This is a genomic window from Gordonia sp. DT101, assembly GCF_049844895.1.
Classification (GTDB): domain Bacteria; phylum Actinomycetota; class Actinomycetes; order Mycobacteriales; family Mycobacteriaceae; genus Gordonia.
Genome location: NZ_JBNCLX010000005.1, coordinates 299,119 through 316,511 on the forward strand (window position 1 = coordinate 299,119; position 17,393 = coordinate 316,511).

General features: G+C 68.0%; 18 protein-coding genes. 3 read left to right on the plus strand and 15 right to left on the minus strand.

Annotation, left to right across the window (positions count from 1 at the left end; all coding sequences use genetic code 11):
- The 4 genes from ACLQ3I_RS18960 to ACLQ3I_RS18975 are packed head-to-tail and all read right to left on the minus strand — an operon-like array spanning position 1 to position 3,572.
- Positions 1 to 786 carry a cobalt-precorrin-6A reductase gene (locus ACLQ3I_RS18960; protein ID WP_425794410.1) on the minus strand — a complete coding sequence of 262 codons (786 nt, stop codon included), beginning with the start codon at positions 784 to 786 and terminating at the stop codon, positions 1 to 3.
- On the minus strand, positions 779 to 1,546 hold the full coding sequence (locus tag ACLQ3I_RS18965; protein ID WP_425803952.1) for a cobalt-precorrin-4/precorrin-4 C(11)-methyltransferase: 768 nt from the start codon (positions 1,544 to 1,546) through the stop codon (positions 779 to 781). Before ACLQ3I_RS18965 ends, ACLQ3I_RS18960 begins: the two co-directional genes overlap by 8 nt.
- Entirely contained in the window at positions 1,543 to 2,769 is a 1,227-nt protein-coding gene (cbiE, locus tag ACLQ3I_RS18970) for a precorrin-6y C5,15-methyltransferase (decarboxylating) subunit CbiE (RefSeq protein ID WP_425794413.1), read from the minus strand. The genes ACLQ3I_RS18965 and cbiE overlap by 4 nt, the downstream gene beginning before the upstream one ends.
- Positions 2,766 to 3,572, minus strand: coding sequence for an SDR family NAD(P)-dependent oxidoreductase (locus ACLQ3I_RS18975; RefSeq protein ID WP_425794414.1), 807 nt, complete (start codon positions 3,570 to 3,572; stop codon positions 2,766 to 2,768). The genes cbiE and ACLQ3I_RS18975 overlap by 4 nt, the downstream gene beginning before the upstream one ends.
- Here ACLQ3I_RS18975 and ACLQ3I_RS18980 point away from each other — a divergent pair.
- Entirely contained in the window at positions 3,571 to 3,972 is a 402-nt protein-coding gene (locus ACLQ3I_RS18980) for a PPOX class F420-dependent oxidoreductase (RefSeq protein WP_425794415.1), read from the plus strand. The genes ACLQ3I_RS18975 and ACLQ3I_RS18980 overlap by 2 nt on opposite strands.
- A 117-nt stretch (positions 3,973 to 4,089) precedes the next feature.
- Here ACLQ3I_RS18980 and ACLQ3I_RS18985 read toward each other — a convergent pair whose 3' ends face one another.
- Positions 4,090 to 5,202, minus strand: coding sequence for a M24 family metallopeptidase (locus ACLQ3I_RS18985; RefSeq protein ID WP_425803955.1), 1,113 nt, complete (start codon positions 5,200 to 5,202; stop codon positions 4,090 to 4,092).
- Between the two features lie 52 nt (positions 5,203 to 5,254).
- Here ACLQ3I_RS18985 and ACLQ3I_RS18990 point away from each other — a divergent pair, with 52 nt between their 5' ends.
- Positions 5,255 to 6,241: a 5'-3' exonuclease gene (locus ACLQ3I_RS18990; protein WP_425804060.1), complete on the plus strand. Its 987-nt coding sequence runs from the start codon at positions 5,255 to 5,257 to the stop codon at positions 6,239 to 6,241.
- The gene (locus ACLQ3I_RS18995; RefSeq protein ID WP_425803958.1) at positions 6,238 to 6,537 is read left to right on the plus strand and encodes a putative quinol monooxygenase; all 300 of its coding nucleotides are present in this window, start codon (positions 6,238 to 6,240) and stop codon (positions 6,535 to 6,537) included. The genes ACLQ3I_RS18990 and ACLQ3I_RS18995 overlap by 4 nt, the downstream gene beginning before the upstream one ends.
- A 25-nt stretch (positions 6,538 to 6,562) precedes the next feature.
- On the opposite strand, the gene ACLQ3I_RS19000 is transcribed toward ACLQ3I_RS18995, so the two are convergent.
- From ACLQ3I_RS19000 to ACLQ3I_RS19045, 10 genes are all read right to left on the minus strand, one after another.
- The gene (locus ACLQ3I_RS19000; RefSeq protein ID WP_425803961.1) at positions 6,563 to 7,621 is read right to left on the minus strand and encodes a DUF4333 domain-containing protein; all 1,059 of its coding nucleotides are present in this window, start codon (positions 7,619 to 7,621) and stop codon (positions 6,563 to 6,565) included.
- 206 nt (positions 7,622 to 7,827) lie between these two features.
- Positions 7,828 to 10,635 (minus strand): DEAD/DEAH box helicase, encoded by a 2,808-nt coding sequence (locus ACLQ3I_RS19005; RefSeq protein WP_425803963.1) that lies wholly within the window; start codon positions 10,633 to 10,635, stop codon positions 7,828 to 7,830.
- On the minus strand, positions 10,632 to 11,621 hold the full coding sequence (tatC, locus tag ACLQ3I_RS19010; RefSeq protein WP_425803966.1) for a twin-arginine translocase subunit TatC: 990 nt from the start codon (positions 11,619 to 11,621) through the stop codon (positions 10,632 to 10,634). Before tatC ends, ACLQ3I_RS19005 begins: the two co-directional genes overlap by 4 nt.
- A 32-nt stretch (positions 11,622 to 11,653) precedes the next feature.
- Positions 11,654 to 11,971, minus strand: a complete 318-nt coding sequence (gene tatA, locus ACLQ3I_RS19015) for a Sec-independent protein translocase subunit TatA (protein ID WP_425803968.1) — start codon at positions 11,969 to 11,971, stop codon at positions 11,654 to 11,656.
- Between the two features lie 81 nt (positions 11,972 to 12,052).
- On the minus strand, positions 12,053 to 13,030 hold the full coding sequence (locus ACLQ3I_RS19020) for a helix-turn-helix transcriptional regulator (RefSeq protein ID WP_425794528.1): 978 nt from the start codon (positions 13,028 to 13,030) through the stop codon (positions 12,053 to 12,055).
- The gene (locus ACLQ3I_RS19025) at positions 13,027 to 14,019 is read right to left on the minus strand and encodes a helix-turn-helix transcriptional regulator (protein ID WP_425803970.1); all 993 of its coding nucleotides are present in this window, start codon (positions 14,017 to 14,019) and stop codon (positions 13,027 to 13,029) included. The genes ACLQ3I_RS19020 and ACLQ3I_RS19025 overlap by 4 nt, the downstream gene beginning before the upstream one ends.
- A 16-nt stretch (positions 14,020 to 14,035) precedes the next feature.
- Positions 14,036 to 15,394 carry a Pup--protein ligase gene (gene pafA, locus ACLQ3I_RS19030; RefSeq protein ID WP_425794424.1) on the minus strand — a complete coding sequence of 453 codons (1,359 nt, stop codon included), beginning with the start codon at positions 15,392 to 15,394 and terminating at the stop codon, positions 14,036 to 14,038.
- 96 nt (positions 15,395 to 15,490) lie between these two features.
- On the minus strand, positions 15,491 to 16,318 hold the full coding sequence (gene prcA / locus ACLQ3I_RS19035; RefSeq protein WP_425794426.1) for a proteasome subunit alpha: 828 nt from the start codon (positions 16,316 to 16,318) through the stop codon (positions 15,491 to 15,493).
- A complete protein-coding gene (gene prcB, locus ACLQ3I_RS19040) occupies positions 16,315 to 17,202 on the minus strand; it encodes a proteasome subunit beta (protein ID WP_425794427.1) in 888 nt (295 codons plus the stop codon). The genes prcA and prcB overlap by 4 nt, the downstream gene beginning before the upstream one ends.
- Positions 17,199 to 17,390, minus strand: coding sequence for a ubiquitin-like protein Pup (locus tag ACLQ3I_RS19045; RefSeq protein WP_161059114.1), 192 nt, complete (start codon positions 17,388 to 17,390; stop codon positions 17,199 to 17,201). The genes prcB and ACLQ3I_RS19045 overlap by 4 nt, the downstream gene beginning before the upstream one ends.
- Positions 17,391 to 17,393: the final 3 nt, after the last annotated feature.

Genomic DNA, 17,393 nt, shown 5'->3' on the forward strand with positions numbered 1-17,393 from the left:
TCAGTTCTCGGCCAGGTGGTCGAGAACCCAATCCATCGCGGCGGCCACCGAATCGACCGAGTCTCCCGACGCCGGTTCGGCCGGACGGTCCACCATCACCACGTCGACACCGAGCGCGGCGGCCGCGGTGAGCTTCGCCCGGGTGAGTTCTCCCCCGCTGTTCTTGGTGACCAGTACGTCTATCTCGTTCGCACGCATCAGTTCCCGCTCACTCGACAGATCGTAGGGGCCGCGCGAGCGCAGGATCCGGTGTCGCGGCGGCAGGTCGGCCGTCGGCGGGTCGACCACCCGGATCAGAAATGTGGCGTCGGTGACGCCGGCGAACACCCCGACGTCCTGCCGGCCGGTGGTCAGGAAGACGCGCAGATCTCCCTGTCGGACGGCGCGCGTGTCGATCTCGCGGGCCGCGGCACGTATGTCGGGCACCGTCACCCAGCTGTCGTCGGCGGTGGGCGTCCACGCCGGGCGGCGAACTCGTAAGAGCGGAAGGGCCATTCGGTCGGCTACGGTCGCGGCGTGATCGGTCATGGTGGTGGCGAACGGGTGCGTCGCGTCGACCACGGCGATGACGTGGTGGTTCTGAATCCAGTCGGTGAGACCGTCGATTCCGCCGAACCCGCCGATGCGGACGTCCCCGACCGGTAAGCGCGGGTCACGGACCCGGCCGGCCAGCGAACTGATCACCGCGATGTCGGCGTCGCCCATGCGCTGGGCCAGCGCGCGGGCCTCGCCGGTGCCCCCGAGCAGCAGGATCGGCCCGTCCTTCATCGCATCAGCGTCATCCATCGCGCCGCAGCTTTGTCATGCGGGCCTCCGAGTAGAGGTAGCTGTCGCTGACGGCGGGATGGGCGGATGGATCGAGAACCCGACCGACGAAGATCACCGCGGTGCGCCGGATGTCCGCGTCGGCCAGGCTCGTGGGCAGGTCGGCGAGTCGGCAGCGCACGATCTGCTGATCCGACCGACTGGCGAACGCGACAGTGGCGGTAGGACATTCCGCTCCGTAATGCGGGGTCAGGACAGCGGTGAGCTCGGTGACACGGTGTGCGGCCAGGTGGAGGGCGAGGGTCACACCGGTGGCGGCGAGACGGTCGAGTTCCTCGCCCGGCGGCATGTCCGTCGACAGTGTCGAGACCCGGGTGATCAGCAGGCTCTGTCCGACACCGGGTGCGGTCAGTTCGCAGTCGAGAGCAGCCGCCGCGGCCGCGAACGCGGGGACGCCGGGCACGACCTCCACCGGGATTCCGCGGGCCACGAGTTCTCGGCGCTGCTCGGTCATCGCCGAGTACAACGACGGGTCACCCGAATGCAATCGCGCCACGTGATGTCCGGCGGCATCCGCCGCGACGATGTGGGAGATGATCTCCGCGAGCGGCATCCGGGCGGTGTCGATGAGGATGGCGTCCGGCGGGCACCGGTCGAGGAGCTCGGTCGGAACCAACGATCCTGCGTACAGGCAGGTCTGACAGCGACCGAGGATCTCGGCGCCGCGCAGGGTGATCAGGTCCGGGGCGCCCGGTCCGGCGCCGATGACGTACACGGTCATGGTTTGTCCACCACCCACTGAACGATCGGCAACGACGGGCGCCACGTGGTCATCGTGCCCAATGGGACCGCCGTCTCCACCGACAGACGACGCAGTGAACCACCATGGCGGCCATACCATTCGGTGAGCAGATGCTGATTCTCCAGGGTGACCGCGTTGGCGACGAGGCGGCCATCCTCGCTCAGCGCCGCCCACGCGGCCTCGAGTACGGATGTGCTGAGTCCGCCGCCGATGAAGACGACATCGGGTTCGGGTGCCGACGCCAAGGCCTCCGGTGCGGCGCCACCGACCGTCAATCGGCCGCGAACACCGTGCTGGGCGGCGTTGGCGATCAGTTGCGCGCTGCGTGCGTCGTCGCGCTCGAATGCGACGACCCGTCCGGTGGGTTCCGCCCGCAGCCATTCGATGGAGATGCTGCCGGACCCGGAACCGATGTCCCACAGGAGTTGTCGATGACTCGGGGCGAGCGCGGAAACGGTCAGCGCGCGGATCGGCTGCTTGGTGATCTGGCCATCGTTGGCGTACTCGTCGTCGGGATGCCCCGGCGCCCGGCTGCGATGAGGTCCGACACAGGTGACGGCGACGATGTTGAGTGTGGCGCCGGTCGGCTCGGCCCAGGTGCGGGCGATGCCTCGGACGATCCGTTCCGCGGGCCCGCCGAGTTGTTCCAGAACGGTGATCGACGACCAGCCGAAACCGTTGTCGGTCAACAGGTGTGCGAGCTGTGCCGGGGTTGTCTCGTCACGACTGAGGATCAACAGGTTCCGGCCGTCGGTGAGTGCGTCGGCAACGGATTCCAGGTCACGGGCGACCGTCGTCAGGATCCCGACCTCGGTGAGATCCCATCCCAGCCGCGCGCAGGCCAGCGCCGCGCTGGACACGGTCGGTATCACGTCGACCCGGGCCGCGCCGACGGCGCGCACGATCGTGGAGCCGATGCCGTGGAACATCGGGTCGCCGCTCGCCAGGATGTGGACAGCGCCGGCGGCCTCGGTGCTATCCCCGTCGGGGCCGCTGCGCGACGCAGTCTCGAGGACCTCGGTCAGGTGTGCGCTCATCGGCGAAGCCCACGGTCGGAGCTGCGCCGCGAGCGGTGGCAGCAGTCCGAGTTGCCGGTCCGACCCGTAGATCATCGCAGCGCCGGAGAGCTCGTCGCGGGCCCGCCGGCCGAGGCCGTCCCATCCATCGGCGCCGATCCCGACCACCACGTACCGATCCGTCATCGAGACAACCGCCGCCAGAGCGGGCGAGGGAGGAGCCGCATGCCGACGAACAATGGTCGCAGGGCCCACGGAATCCATACCTCACCTCTGCCCCGTCGGTACGCCCGCGCGACGGCGTCGGCGACCTGTTCGGCATCGACCGACAATGGTGCCGGTTTCACGCCCGAATCCATGAGTTCCCTGGTCATCGCCCCGACGACGAACCCCGGGCGGGCGAGCAGAAGGTGCACTCCGCTGCCGTGGAGTGCATCCGCCAGACCGCTGGCGAACCCGTCGAGGCCGGCCTTGGTGGACCCGTATACGTAGTTGGCCTTTCGGACACGGATGCCTGCGACCGACGAGAACACGATGATGGTGCCGGAGCCCTGGGCACGAAGTGCGGTCGCGAGTGGGGTCAGGACACTGATCTGGGCCAGGTAGTCGGTGTGCGCGATCTGCAGGGCATGCTCGACGTCGGTCTCGGCGCGGGCCTGATCGCCCAGTATCCCGAACGCCACGATGGCCGCCTCGATCGGGCCGAATCGGGAGATCACCGAGTCGATGAGCGCTCCATGGGACGCGGTGTCGTCGGCGTCGAAAGCAACGGTGTGCACCTCGGCCGCGCCGGCCTCGATCAACCGCGACGCCTCGACGCCGAGGTCATCGGGGCGACGTGCGGCCAGCACCACGGTGCGGCCCTGCGCGAGTCGTCGGGTCAGCGCGACGCCGATCTCGCTTCGACCGCCGAACAGCACGATGGTTCCGGTCGTCGGTGGCAGGGCCATGGGTGCCAGTATCGCATCGCCCGCTAGCGTGACGGGCATGACCCGCACCCCTACCGATCTGGGCCCGGCCGCGGCCGAATTCCTCAGCGAACGTCATCTCGCAACGCTGGCGACGTCGCGCGCCGACGGCACCCCGCACGTCGTCGCCGTCGGTTTCACCTGGGATGGCGAGCACGGTCTCGCGCGGGTGATCACCACGGACGGGAATCAGAAGGTCCGCAACGTCGAGCGCGGTGGGTACGCCTCGGTGACCAACGTCGACGGGCCGCGGTGGCTGACTCTCGAGGGGCCGGCCACCATTCGCCGCGAACCGGACGACGTCCGGGATGCCGAGGAGCGCTACGCCCTGCGCTACCGCGAGCCGAAACCCAATCCGCGGCGCGTGGTCATCGAGATCACGGTCCGACGCGTCATGGGTTCGAAGACACTTCTGGGCTGATTTCCACACCCGCCCATCGGGCCTGGATTCCCGCCGAGCGGGCGCAGAATCCTGCCGATCGTGCGCACTGGGTCGAGTTCGCGCCCGATCGCCGAGACTCTGTGCCCGGTCGGCAGATCAGAGGATCGCGAGCTCGTGCGGTCGGGTGTTCATCGCTTCGCAGCCGTCGTCGGTGACGACCACGATGTCCTCGATGCGTGCACCCCATCGACCGTCGAAGTAGACGCCCGGTTCGACGCTGAACGCCATCCCGGCCCGCAACGTGATGTCGTTACCGCCGACGATGTAGGGCTCCTCGTGCACCGACAACCCGATGCCATGACCGGTCCGATGGATGAAGTTGTCGGCGAGACCGAACTCGCGCAGGCGATCTCGCGCGGTCGCGTCGACCTGCTCCGCGGCGATCCCGGGACGGATCACCTCCACGGCGGCTCGTTGCGCATCGTGCAGCGCGGCATAGGCGTCGGCGATGTCCGAAGCCGGCGCGGCGAAGCAATAGGTGCGCGTGGAGTCCGAGTTGTATCCGGGGTCGACGGGGCCGCCGATATCGATGACGACGATGTCGGCGGCCTCGATGACGCGGTCGGAGTACTCGTGGTGCGGGTCCGCGCCGTGTGGGCCGGACCCCACGATGATGAAGGCGGCCTCGGTATGCCCCTCGGCGAGGATCGCGGCGCGGATGTCATCGGCGACGTCACGCTCGGTACGACCGGGTCGCAGCCATTCCCCCATCCTCGCGTGCACCCGGTCGATGGCCGCTCCGGCCTGTCGCAACGCGTCGATCTCGCTGTCGTCCTTGATCATCCGGAGTTCACGTAGCACATCGGTGGCCAGCGCGGGTGTCGAGCCGGTGTGCGAGGCAATCGGGATGACGTGCAGTGCGGGCATCGTGTCGCACACGGCGAGCTTGGACGACGCCGGCAATCCGGCGAGGGCGAGCCCGTAGGGATCCTGTCCGTCCACCCAGTCCGTGACCTCGATCCCGAGGTCGGCGACGGCCGAATCGCGGACCGACGCCAGTTCCAGGCGGGCGACCACAAGTCGTGGATCGGCGTCGGCCGGCACGACCAGCGCGGTGAGGCGTTCAAAGGTGTCCGCGCGCGAGCCGGTGAGGTATCGAAGGTCCGGTCCGGTGGACACCAGGAGTGCGTCGAGGCCGGCATCGGCGGTGAGCTGTCGGGCCTTCTCGAGGCGATTGCGGTACACGTCGGAGGAGAACCGGTAGGCCATGAGCGCAGCCTACGCCGGACAATGACAGAGTTGGGGCATGGCTGGTTCGCTGATGCTCCTCGACGGAGCGAGTCTGTGGTTCCGCTCTTTCTACGCCCTGCCGGAGAAGATGACCTCGCCAGATGGCCGCCCGGTCAACGCGGTCCGGGGTTTTGTCGACACCATTGCCGCCCTTGTCACCCGGGAGCGGCCCACCCGGCTCGTCGTCTGCCTGGATCTCGACTGGCGGCCGGCGTTCCGCACCGATCTCATCCCCTCCTACAAGGCCCATCGGGTGGCCGAGGAGGTCCCGCACACGCCTGGCGGGATCATCGACGACGCGGACGGCGCTCCGGTCACCGACCTCGAGGAGGTCCCGGACACGCTGACACCGCAGGTCGACATGATCCTCGATGTGCTCCGCTGCGCCGGGATCGCGACCTCGGGTGCGATCGGCTGTGAGGCCGACGACGTGATCGGCACCCTGGCCTACGACGAGTCGACCGACCCGGTCGTCGTGGTCAGCGGTGATCGAGACCTCCTGCAGGTCGTCTCCGACGATCCGGTCGAGGTCCGGGTGCTCTACGTGGGTCGGGGCCTGGCGAAGGCGGAGATGATGGGTCCGGTCGAGCTCGCCGAGAAATACGCGGTTCCCGAGGAACGGGCGGGCATCGCGTACGCCGAGATGGCGATGCTGCGCGGCGATCCGTCCGACGGGCTGCCCGGTGTTCCCGGCATCGGTGAGAAGACCGCGGCGAAACTGATCCGCGAGTTCGGTAGCCTCGACGCCCTGGAGACCGCCGCTGGAGACAGCGCATCGTCACTGCCCACGCGAGCACGGAAGTCGTTGCTGGCCTCCGCCGACTATCTGACGGCTGCCCGCACGGTGGTGCTGGTCCGCACCGATGCGGAAACCATCGACAGCACCGATGACGACCGGCTGCCGGACGCGCCTGCCGATCCCGGCGGGCTCGCCGATCTGATCGACCAACTCGGCATCGGGACGTCGGTGGCGCGCTTGGCCAAAGCCCTCGATTGGCCCGCCCGATCGGACGGATGAACCCACGATCAGGGATCGAGGTTCGTCTCACCGGCTGGATTCTCGTCCCCGTCGAAGAACGCGCACTCGTGGACGCGCTGCTCGAGCGGCATCGACGGCTGACCCTGGCCGAGCCTGGGTGTGTCGCCTTCTCGGTCACTCCGAGTCCCGATCATCCGGACCGGATGATGGTCGCGGAATGCTTCACGGACCGGGATGCCTTCGACGCCCATCAACGTCGGGCCGCGACGTCGGAATGGAGCGCCGCCACTCGCCATCTCCACCGCGAGTACACGATCACCACCGATCCGGCCTGAACACACGCGCGGTCGGGAGCGCGAATCAGCTGGTCGGGCGAGACACCTCGTACTTGCCGTCATCGTCGAGGAATGTCACCGTGACGGTCTGCTGCTGGCCGCCGACGGTGGCCTTGCAGGTGAAGGAAGCCCCTTGCTCAACGCGTTCGCCGGACGGGCACTGGACGTCGGAGACCTCGCTGGCCTGGTAGTCCTCGGTGAGCACCTTCTTGACGCCGTCTTGCACGGCGTCCTGTGAGATCGTCTTCGGCGCCCAGCCCGGCACCACGAATGCGGTGATCAGGACGATCGCCGCGATCAGGATCGCGGCGCCGCCACCGAACAACAGCAGTCTGCGTCGACCCGACTTTGCCGGAGGCGTGGCCATCGACGAGAACTGGTCGCCACCGAACTGACCGTACGGTGGCCGGCCCGGATACTGCTGCTGGGGTTGACCGCCGGGCGGCGGGCCGTAGCCGCCCCCCTGTTGGGACGGATCACCGTACTGACCCGAGCCCGCGTACTGCCCGCCAACGTTTTGCCCCGCAGCCCCGTACTGGCCCGCAGCCCCGTATTGCCCCGCAGCCCCGTATTGCCCCGCAGCCCCGTACTGGCCCGGTGCACCGTGTTCGCCGGGCTGCCCGGGGTACCCCTGGGCCGGCGGGAAGGTGCCGGCAGTCGGCGGTTGTGCGCCGTAAACGGCCGGGTTGCCGTACCCGGGCTGACCGTAAGCCTGCTGGCCGAAGTTCGGCTGTCCATAATTCTGCTGGCCGTAGTTCTGTTGGCCCTGTTGGCCCTGTTGGCCATGTTGGCCCTGTTGGCCGTAGTCATGTTGACCCGGGACCTGCTCCCCCGGGCCGGGCTGTCCGTACACCGGCTGCCCGTAAACGGGTTGGCCGAGACCCGGTTGCGCGGGGTCGGCCTGCCCTGGACCTTGATCCGGATGGCCGGCCTGGGAAAAGCCTGGTTGCGGGTATTCGGGTTGCGGTGTCTGCGGCGCGGGTGGCGCGCCCGGCGTCGAGGCATCCGGTGCCGTCACCGGGTCCGATCCATCCGACTCCGGCTGCTGTCCGCTCGGACGGTTCGGATCGTTCGGCTCGCTCATGCGTCTCTCCCGCTCTGCCCGGTGTCTGGGCACCGTTACGCCTGGACATGGCGGTCGTCGAGGGAGGAAAGCGCCCCGCCGCAGGTCCCACGGCGAGTGGTCGAACCGGCCCACCCCGTACTCCCGACCGCGTGGAGAACGTTACCTCACACGTCGGGAGCCCAGCGCGCTCCTGATGCGCGTGTGGTACAGCAGTTGGGTCGCCATCAGCGCAGCTCGGCAGCCACCACGCCACGCCGAATCGCGCCGACGGCCGCGCGTGCGGAACCGGCGAGCCGGGTATCGGCCCCCACGCCGAGCCTGATCTGCTCCAGCAGGTCGATGACCTGACGATTCCACCGGACGAAGTCACCCGGCGACAGCAACTGACCACGCTCCCCCGCGGCGGCCAGCGACTCGGTGAGCGAACGTCCAGATGCCCACAGCGACACCGCAACCGAGAATCCGGTGTCCGGCTCCCGGGTGGCGTCGACGCGATGCCTCGACTCGACGGTGGTCACCTCCCGCCAGATCTCGACGGTACGGGCGAGAGCGTCGCGCTGCGCGGCATTGCCGGGCATGGCGTCGATACCCGAATAGCTCTCCCGGCGAGCCTCGAAGACCATCGCGGCAACCACCGCGGCCAGTTCATGGGGAGCCAACGCGTCCCAGACCCCGGCCCTGATGCACTCGGTCACGAGCAGGTCGCTCTCGCTGTAGATTCGGCTGAGTAGATGACCCGCCGCGGTCACGGACGTCTCCCGTCCGCCCGATCCATCGAGATACCCGAGTTCGGTGAGGACTCCGACGATCCGGCCGAACTGCACGCCCAGCGTCGAGGTACGTTCCCCGATCGCACGGTCGGCGGACACGAGCTCGCGGACCACCCGATTGCGTCGCTCGGCGAGCCGGAACAGTTCGTCGTTGCCGTCGAGCCGGTGCGCCGGATGATTCCGCAACATCGACCGCAGACGCCCGAGTTCACGATCATCCGCGGCCGCGGCGCGCTTCTTCGAGCGACCGCGCGGCATCTCGATCCCGGTTGATCGGAGTGCGGACGCGAGGTCGCGGCGCCCTTTCCCGGTGCGCCGATCGAGGTGTTTTGGCAACCGCATGTTGCCGAGGACCTGTGGTGGATTGACGAAGTCGCGGGTGCCGACCCGGCCGCACCAGGCGTCTTCGCTCAACACCAGCGGCTTGGGATCGACCGATTGCGCGGCCGGTTCGAGAACCACCGCGAGACCTCGATGGCGACCACCGTGCAGGCCGATCACGTGTCCGCGCTTCAACGCAGCCAGATCGGCCACCGTCGACTGCGTGTTTGCCGTGCGGCGCTCGAACTTGAGGTCGCGCTCACGGCGCCGGATGTCCTCGCGCAGTTGCACATACCCGAGGAACCCCTGATAGGGGTCGTGGCTGTCAGGATTGTCGACGTCGGGCTCGAGGACACCCGGCTCGAGCCCCCGGTTCTCGGCCGCCCCGGTCAGTTCGATATCGAGTTTGCGCAACCGGCGACGGGCCTCGTCGGCCTTGCGCGCCTCACCGACCACGGATCGGTCGGCCTGGAACTGGGCGAAGGACCGGTTCAGGAGTTCGCGCGACCCGGCGAGGCCGAGGCGGCCGATCAGGTTGACCGCCATGTTGTACTCGGGCTGGAACGAGCTGCGCAACGGAAAGGTGCGGGCGCCCGCCAGACCCGCGACCTCTTCGGGCACGAGGTCGGGGGTCCACACGACCACCGCGTGCCCTTCGACGTCGATCCCTCGCCGACCGGCCCGACCGGTCAACTGCGTGAACTCGCCGGGCGTCAGGTCGACGTGGGCTTCGCCGTTGAACTTGATCAGCCGCTCGAGGGCGACGGTGCGGGCGGGCATGTTGATGCCCAGCGCGAGTGTCTCTGTGGCAAAGACCATCCTGACCAGACCGAGCGTGAAGAGCTCCTCCACGGTATGCCGGAACGTCGGCAGCAGCCCCGCGTGGTGCGCGGCGAAGCCCCGTCGCAACCCCGCCCGCCACTCGGCGACCCCGAGGATCTCCTCGTCGGCCGGTGACAGTTCGGTCAGGTGTCGGTCCACCACCTCGTCCACTGCCTGCGATTCCGGTGGCGTCAGCAGATTCAGCCCGGACCGCAGACACTGCGCGAGGGCGCCGTCGCAGCCGGCGCGGGAGAAGATGAAGCCGATCGCCGGCAGCAGACCTTCCCGATCGAGACGCGCGACCAGATCGGGGCGGGACGGCGGCCGAGCGCCGCCACCTCGTCGCCCGCCCCGCGGCGGCGGCCCGCGACGGCCCCGGCCCTGACCGCGGTCGCCCCGGTCGTCGGCCGTCAGGACCCGGTGTCGGATGTAGCGTTTGAGCTCCGGGTTCACCTGCGCACGCGCCGCTTTCGACGGGCTCGGGGTGTCGGCGGCCGAGTCGAAGAGGTCGAACATGCGGGTGCCCACCAGCATGTGCTGGCTCAGCGGAACCGGGCGGTGTTCGTCCACGACGACGGTGGTGTCGCCGCGGACGGTCTGGATCCAGTCGCCGAACTCCTCGGCGTTGCTGACCGTCGCGGACAGACTCACGACCCGCACCGACGGTTCGAGGTGCAGGATGACCTCCTCCCACACGGCACCACGGAACCGGTCCGCAAGGAAATGCACCTCGTCCATCACCACATGGGAAAGACCTTGCAGCGCACGCGAGTCCGCGTAGATCATATTGCGCACGACCTCGGTGGTCATCACCACCACCGGTGCGTCGGAGTTGATCGACTGGTCGCCGGTCAGCAGACCGACCGAGGCGGCCCCGTGGATCGCGACCAGGTCGGCGTACTTCTGGTTGCTCAGTGCCTTGATCGGCGTCGTGTAAAAGCATTTGGTTCCGCCCGCGAGCGCGAGGTGAACGGCGAATTCACCGACGATCGTCTTCCCCGCGCCGGTCGGCGCGCACACGAGGACGCCGTGCCCGGCTTCCAATGCGACGCAGGCGCGGCGCTGGAAGTCGTCGAGCCGGAAGGCGAGCCGGTCGGTGAACTCGTCGAGCCGGCTCACAGGATGTCGTCGAAGGTGTCGCGGTCTCGCACCGAGGTACGGACTGCCGAGGCGCTCTGCCCGCCGGGGGCGGGCTGCGACGGTGCCATCGGCGACGCCGTGGGTGAGGGACCGGTCGCCGGGAGCGGGCTCGCCTGGTCGTCAGGTATCGACGACCAATCCGTTGCCGCCTGCCGCTTGCGCCGCTTGTCGTTGATCCGCGCGAACTGGATCGCGACCTCCAGGAGCACCGTCAACGCGACCGACAACGCGAGCATGCTGAAGGGATCCTGCCCGGGGGTCGCGATCGCCGCGAAGACGAACAATGCGAACACCAACCCACGACGCCACGACTTGAGACGCTCATAGGTCAGGACGCCGATGATGTTCAGCGCGACGATCAGGAGTGGCAACTCGAAGCTGACGCCGAAGATGATCAGCAGATGCAGCATGAACCCGAAGTACTGGTCGCCGGCCAGCGCGGTCACCTGCACGTCGTTGCCGACCGTCAGCAAGAAATGGAAGGCCTTCGAGACGACGAGATAGGCAAGGATCGCTCCGGTCACGAAGAGGGCGGCGGCGGCAGACACGAAACCGACCGCGTATCGGCGTTCGTTCGAGTGCAGACCGGGGGTGATGAACTCCCAGATCTGATAAAGCCAGATCGGGCAGGCGAGCACCACGCCGGCGGTCAGTGCGACCTTGAGTCGCAACATGAACTGATCGAACGGACCGGTCGCCAGGAGGCGGCACGAACCGTCGGCGGTGAGCGTTGCTCGTGAGGACGAGGGCAGATCGCAGTACGGCCCGCGCAGCAACTCGCCCAGTGACGGGGTGCCGAACAGGCCGTGCGTGTACCAGATGAAGCCGATGATCGTCGTCACGACGATCGCGAGCATCGCGATGACAACTCGGGTGCGGAGCTCGTAGAGATGCTCCACCAACGGCATGGTGCCGTCGGGGTTGAGCTTGCGTTTACGGCGTCTCGGGTCGAGAGAAATTCGCACGCGGGTGCCCTGGCCTCGGTTCCGCCGAGCGCCTACGCGGACTTCTTCACGTCATCGGGCGATTTCGGCGCAGGATTCGCCTGCGTGGAGTTCGTCTGCGTGGAATTCGTGGGCGTGGAATTCGTGGGCGTGGAATTCGTGGGAGCTTCGCCTGGAGGAAGCTCGCGTGTGGTCGGCGCGGCCGGCTCGTCGGCGTCCTTGCCGTCGTTCTGCATCTCCTTGACCTCGCTCTTGAAGATCCGCAACGACTGGCCCAGACCGCGGGCGGCGTCGGGCAGCTTCTTGGAGCCGAACAAGATCACCACCACGAGCAAGACGATCACCCAGTGCCACCAGGACAAAGCGCCCATGTTTCTACCTCCGAATCGCGACGTTCCCAATGCTACCCGAGGAAAGGCGGGCAGCCGAGTGCACGGCCGATCGCTGCGGCCTCACTGATAGCGTGCTCGGGCTGCCGCAGCCGTCGAGGCGACCATATCAGCGATGCCGAGGTCCGAGACAGGTCTGACGCGGCCCCCGAAACCCAGCAGGAACCGCGACAGCCAGTCCACCGAGCCGTAGACGAGGCGTGCGCGCAGTGGCGCTTGCGGGTCCGTGCGGTTCTCGACCGGCTCGAGCGGCTCGACGAGGTAGTAATCGAGGATCCAGAGCTCGTCCGGGTCGATCTCGATCTCGGCCGACGGCAGATCCGGATTGTCGGAGAGGATCGCCGACTGCGGATGTGCGACTGCTTCGGCGGGCGGGGTGGCCGGTTCGTCCAGGATGGTCGCGGTCTCGACCCGATCGAACCGGAACAACCGCACGCCGTCGCTGCTGCGGCACCAGGCCTCGAGGTAAGTGTTGCCGTCCATGGTCTGAAGTCGGATCGGATCGACGACGCGTTCGGTCACGCTGTCCCGGGTCGCGGAGTAATAGCGGATCTCGAGGGCCCGCGCGGCTCGTACCGCGTCGCGGATGGTCGTGTAGGTGGGGTTGTCGGTGTCGTCACCCTCGTCGCCACCGCCACCGGTCGGGACCGGCAGGCGCTTCTCCGAAGCCCCGACGGCCTGCTCGATCTTGGCGATGGCCCGACGCGCGGCCGCGCGGTCGACCGCACCGGGCATGTCGAGCAGGGCGCGGAGGGCGACGAGCATGGTGCTCGCCTCAGTGCTGGTGAGGCTCAGTGGACGATTCATCCCGGCCGTGAACCCGACCTCCACGTAACCCTGTTCGAACTGCAGGTCGATGAGGTCGTCGGGAAAGTGTCCGGGCAGGCCACACACGAAGAGGAGTTCGAGGTCCTTGGTCAGCTGCCGGGGAGTGATGCCGAGGTCGCGGGCGGCCTGATCCAGAGCGATACCGCGTCGGGCGGCGAAATACGGGACCAGCGCGAGCAAGCGACTGAACCGATCCGGACGCGGGGCCATCAGGCGCTCGCCCCGGTGAGTCGGTCCAGCGATGCGATCACCATGTCACGCAATTCGGGAGGCGACAGCACCACTGCGTCGGCGCCGGCGCCCAGCGCCATGCGGGCCAGCGTGGACATCGACCGGATCTCGATCTCCAGGACGTCGCCCGACTCGCCGTCGTGGTCGTGGCAGGCCGCGTGGGTGGCGAGGCGTCGTAGTCCGGCGGCACGGTCGGCCGCCACCCAGATCCGCGCGGTCCGGCCGTCCGAACCGGCCGCCGACTCGACGGCGGTCGTGACGATGGTCTGCAGATCGGTGTCGGCCGGGACGCTGACGGCACCCGGGTCGCCGACCGCGGTGACGTCCGAGATCCGGGAGAGTCGGAAGGTGCGGGTGGCCGCGCGGTCGCGGTCGTGCCCGACGACGTACCAGCGCCCCCGATGGGTCACCACCCCCCACGGCTCCAGTGTTCGGGTGGCCGCTGTCGACGCCGCGCCCGACCGGTAGGTGAAGGTCACCACCTGCGACGCCCCGATCGCCGACAACAACGTCGCCAGAGCCGATTCCGAGCCGACCGACCGGGCGGACAGTGCGGCGGAGAAGCCGATCTCGTCGTCGGTGCGGACGTCGATGCCTGCGGCCTGGAGCTTGAGTACGGCCGTCTGTGAGATCGCCGCGATCTCCGGGGCATCCCACAGCGCCGCGGCCATCGCGACCACGGCGGCCTCCGAACGGTCGAGCTCGATGTCGGGCAGTTCGTAGCTGTCCCGGTTGATCCGGTACCCGTCGGCACCACCCGACAACCGCTCGCGGCCCGTCACCAGTGGGATGCCGAGGTCGCGCAGCTCGGTCTTGTCGCGCTCGAACATCCGGTTGAAGGCCTCGACGGACTGACCGTCGTCGCTGTAGCCCTTGACGTTGCGGCGGATGTACTCCGCGGTCACGAACTGGCTGGTCGACAGCAGGCAGATCACGAGATTCAGCAGGCGTTCGACTTTCGGGGTTGACACCGGAACAGCTTACGCATCACATGGACGCGATGAGTCGATCGACGCGCTCGTCGACGCTGCGGAACGGGTCCTTGCACAACACCGTGCGCTGCGCCTGGTCGTTCAGCTTCAGATGCACCCAGTCGACGGTGAAATCCCGGCCCGCCTTCTGCGCGGCGGAGATGAAGTCGCCGCGGAGTTTCGCCCGGGTGGTTTGCGGTGGTTCGTTCACCGCGTTCGCGATCGCCTCGTCGGTGGTGGCCCGGGTGACCAGTCCCTTGCGCGTGAGCACGTCGAACACCCCGCGACCCCGCTTGATGTCGTGGAACGCGAGGTCGAGCTGTGCGATCTTCGGATCCGAGAGATCCATCGAATACCGGTCCTGGTACCGGTCGAACAGCTTGCGCTTGATCACCCAGTCGACCTCGGTGTCAACCGTGGAGAAATCGTCGGCCTCGACGGCGTCGAGCATCCGGCCCCACAGATCGACCACCTGGTCCATCTCCGGATCCGGGCGGCGGTTGGCCATGTGCTCGACGGCCCGTGCATGGTATTCGCGCTGGATGTCCAGGGCACTGGCCTGCCGGCCGCCGGCCAGGCGTACCGGTCGGCGACCGCTCGGGTCGTGGCTGACCTCGCGGATGGCGCGGATCGGGTTGTCGAGGGCGAAATCGCGGAACGCGACACCGGCCTCGATCATCTCCAGCACGAGCGCGGCCGAACCCACCTTGAGCATCGTGGTCATCTCGGACATGTTCGAGTCCCCGACGATGACATGCAGCCGTCGGTACTTCTCCGCGTCGGCATGCGGTTCGTCGCGGGTGTTGATGATCGGTCGTGACCGGGTGGTCGCCGACGAGACGCCCTCCCAGATGTGCTCGGCTCGCTGCGAGAGGCAGAAGGTGGCGGCCTTCGGGGTCTGCAGGACCTTGCCCGCACCGCAGATCAGCTGCCGGGTGACCAGGAAGGGCAGCAGGACGTCGGAGATCCGGGAGAACTCGCCGGCCCGCACCACCAGGTAGTTCTCGTGGCAGCCGTAGGAGTTGCCCGCCGAGTCGGTGTTGTTCTTGAACAGGTAGATGTCGCCGCCGATCCCCTCGTCGGCCAACCGCTGCTCGGCATCGACCAGGAGATCCTCCAGGACAAGCTCACCGGCCCGGTCGTGATTGATCAACTGGATCAGGCTGTCGCACTCGGCGGTCGCATATTCGGGGTGCGATCCCACGTCGAGGTAGAGGCGCGCGCCGTTCTGCAGGAAGACGTTGGACGAACGTCCCCAGGAGACAACCCGCCGGAAGAGGTAGCGGGCCACCTCGTCCGGGCTCAATCGACGATGACCGTGAAAGGTACATGTGACACCGAATTCGGTCTCGATACCCATGATTCGACGCTGCACATCGTCAACCCTACCCGCGGAACACCCTGCGGACCCGGCGACGCGACGGGCGGTGACCCGACCGGATGTTCCGGTCCGCTCACCGCCCGGGCGTAGTCAGGATTCCGCGTTCCCCGAGGAGGAGGCCGCATCGTTCGCGTCGCCGTCACCGGCCGATGACTCGGCGGAGGGAGCGACGCTGGGGAGCAGGTCCGTCAACGCGGTGGTGGTCAGTCGCCGGAACGCCCTGCGGGGACGGTTCTGGTCGAGGATCGCCACCTCGAGATCGTTGGCGGTCAGCTCCCGTGGTGGCACCGACGTCGCGGCGGCCGTCGTCGACGACGACGCGGATCCGTTGCCGCTCGCCTCGGGTGGCGTCGCCAAGGCCGCCACGGCGACCGCGAGGGCCGCCGCGAGGTCGAGGTCCGACTCGTAGCTGTCGCGCAACGCCGCGGTGATCGCGTCGTTGGCGCCACCCATCACCAGGAACCGGGTCTCGTCCGAGATGGAACCGTCGTAGCTGATGCGATACAGCTGCGACGGGCCCGGCTTACCCGGCTTGGACACCTCGGCCACGCACAGCTCCACCTCATAGGGCTTGGCCTGTTCGGTGAACACGGCGCCAAGGGTGTTGGCGTAGGCGTTGGCCAGCGAGAGACCTGCGACGTCGGCACGGTCGTAGCTGTAGCCGCGCATGTCCGCGAGCTGGATGCCGGCCTTGCGGAGGCTCTCGAACTCGTTGTACTTGCCGACCGCGGCGAATCCGATGCGGTCATAGATCTCGCTGACCTTGCGCAACGTGTTCGACGGGTTCTCCGCGACGAAGAGCACCCCGTCGGCGTAAGTCAGCGCCACCACACTGCGACCACGCGCAATCCCCTTGCGCGCCAAGTCCGATCGGTCGCGCATGATCTGTTCGGCACTGGCGTAATACGGGAACGTCATCGCGGATCCCCCTCGTGCTCGGCGGCCCGCCGGTCCAGGATGGCCCGCGCCGCCTCCTCGATCTCCGACGGCGCGACCTCGCGCGCCCCGTCGGCAGCCACGATCACCGCGGTCGGAAAGATCTTGCGGATGAGGTCGGGACCACCGGTCGCCGAGTCGTCGTCGGCGGCGTCGTAGAGCGACTCGATCGCTATCGACAGCGTCGACGCGGCATCCAGGTCGTTGCGGTAGAGCTTCTTGAGCGACGACTTGGCGAAGACCGATCCCGATCCGATCGCGTGGTAGCCGCCGACCTCCTCGTGACGGTCGCCTGCAACGTCGAAGGAAAAGATCCGCCCCCGTTCGGTCGGATCGTCGTGATCGATGTCGTAACCCACGAGCAGCGGGATGGCCGCCAGCCCCTGCATGGCGGCGCCGAGGTTTCCGCGCACCATGGAGGCGAGACGGCTCACCTTGCCGTCGAGTGTGAGCGAGACGCCCTCGATCTTCTCGTAGTGCTCCAACTCCACCGCGAACAGTCGCACCATCTCGATCGCGATCCCGGCGGTACCGGCGATGCCGGCCGCCGAGTACTCGTCCGTGATATAGACCTTCTGCACGTCGCGGTTGGCGATGAGATTCCCGGCGGTGGACCGTCGATCGCCGGCGAGCACCACACCACCCGGATACGCCACCGCGACGATCGTGGTGCCGTGCGGGATCTCGTCGGCGGTTCCCGCGCCGCTGATGCTCATGCGCTCAGCCCGGTGCTGCGGAAGTTGCTCGGGCGCGTGCGCCCGGACGTATTCGGTGAACGACGAGATGTCCGCCCCCAGCAACGCCGGGGAGGAAGATGTGGGCCGCGCGGATTGGTAGGGGTGCAGTGATCCGAACCGATCGCTCACTGGCCGCCCTTCTGCACGTAGGCACGCACGAAGTCTTCGGCGTTCTCCTCGAGCACGTCGTCGATCTCGTCGAGCAGGTCGTCAGTGTCCTCGGCAAGCTTCTCGCGGCGTTCCTGGCCGGCACCGCCGTCCGAACCGATGTCGTCATCGTCGTCGCCGCCACCGCGCTTGGTCTGTTCCTGCGCCATCTG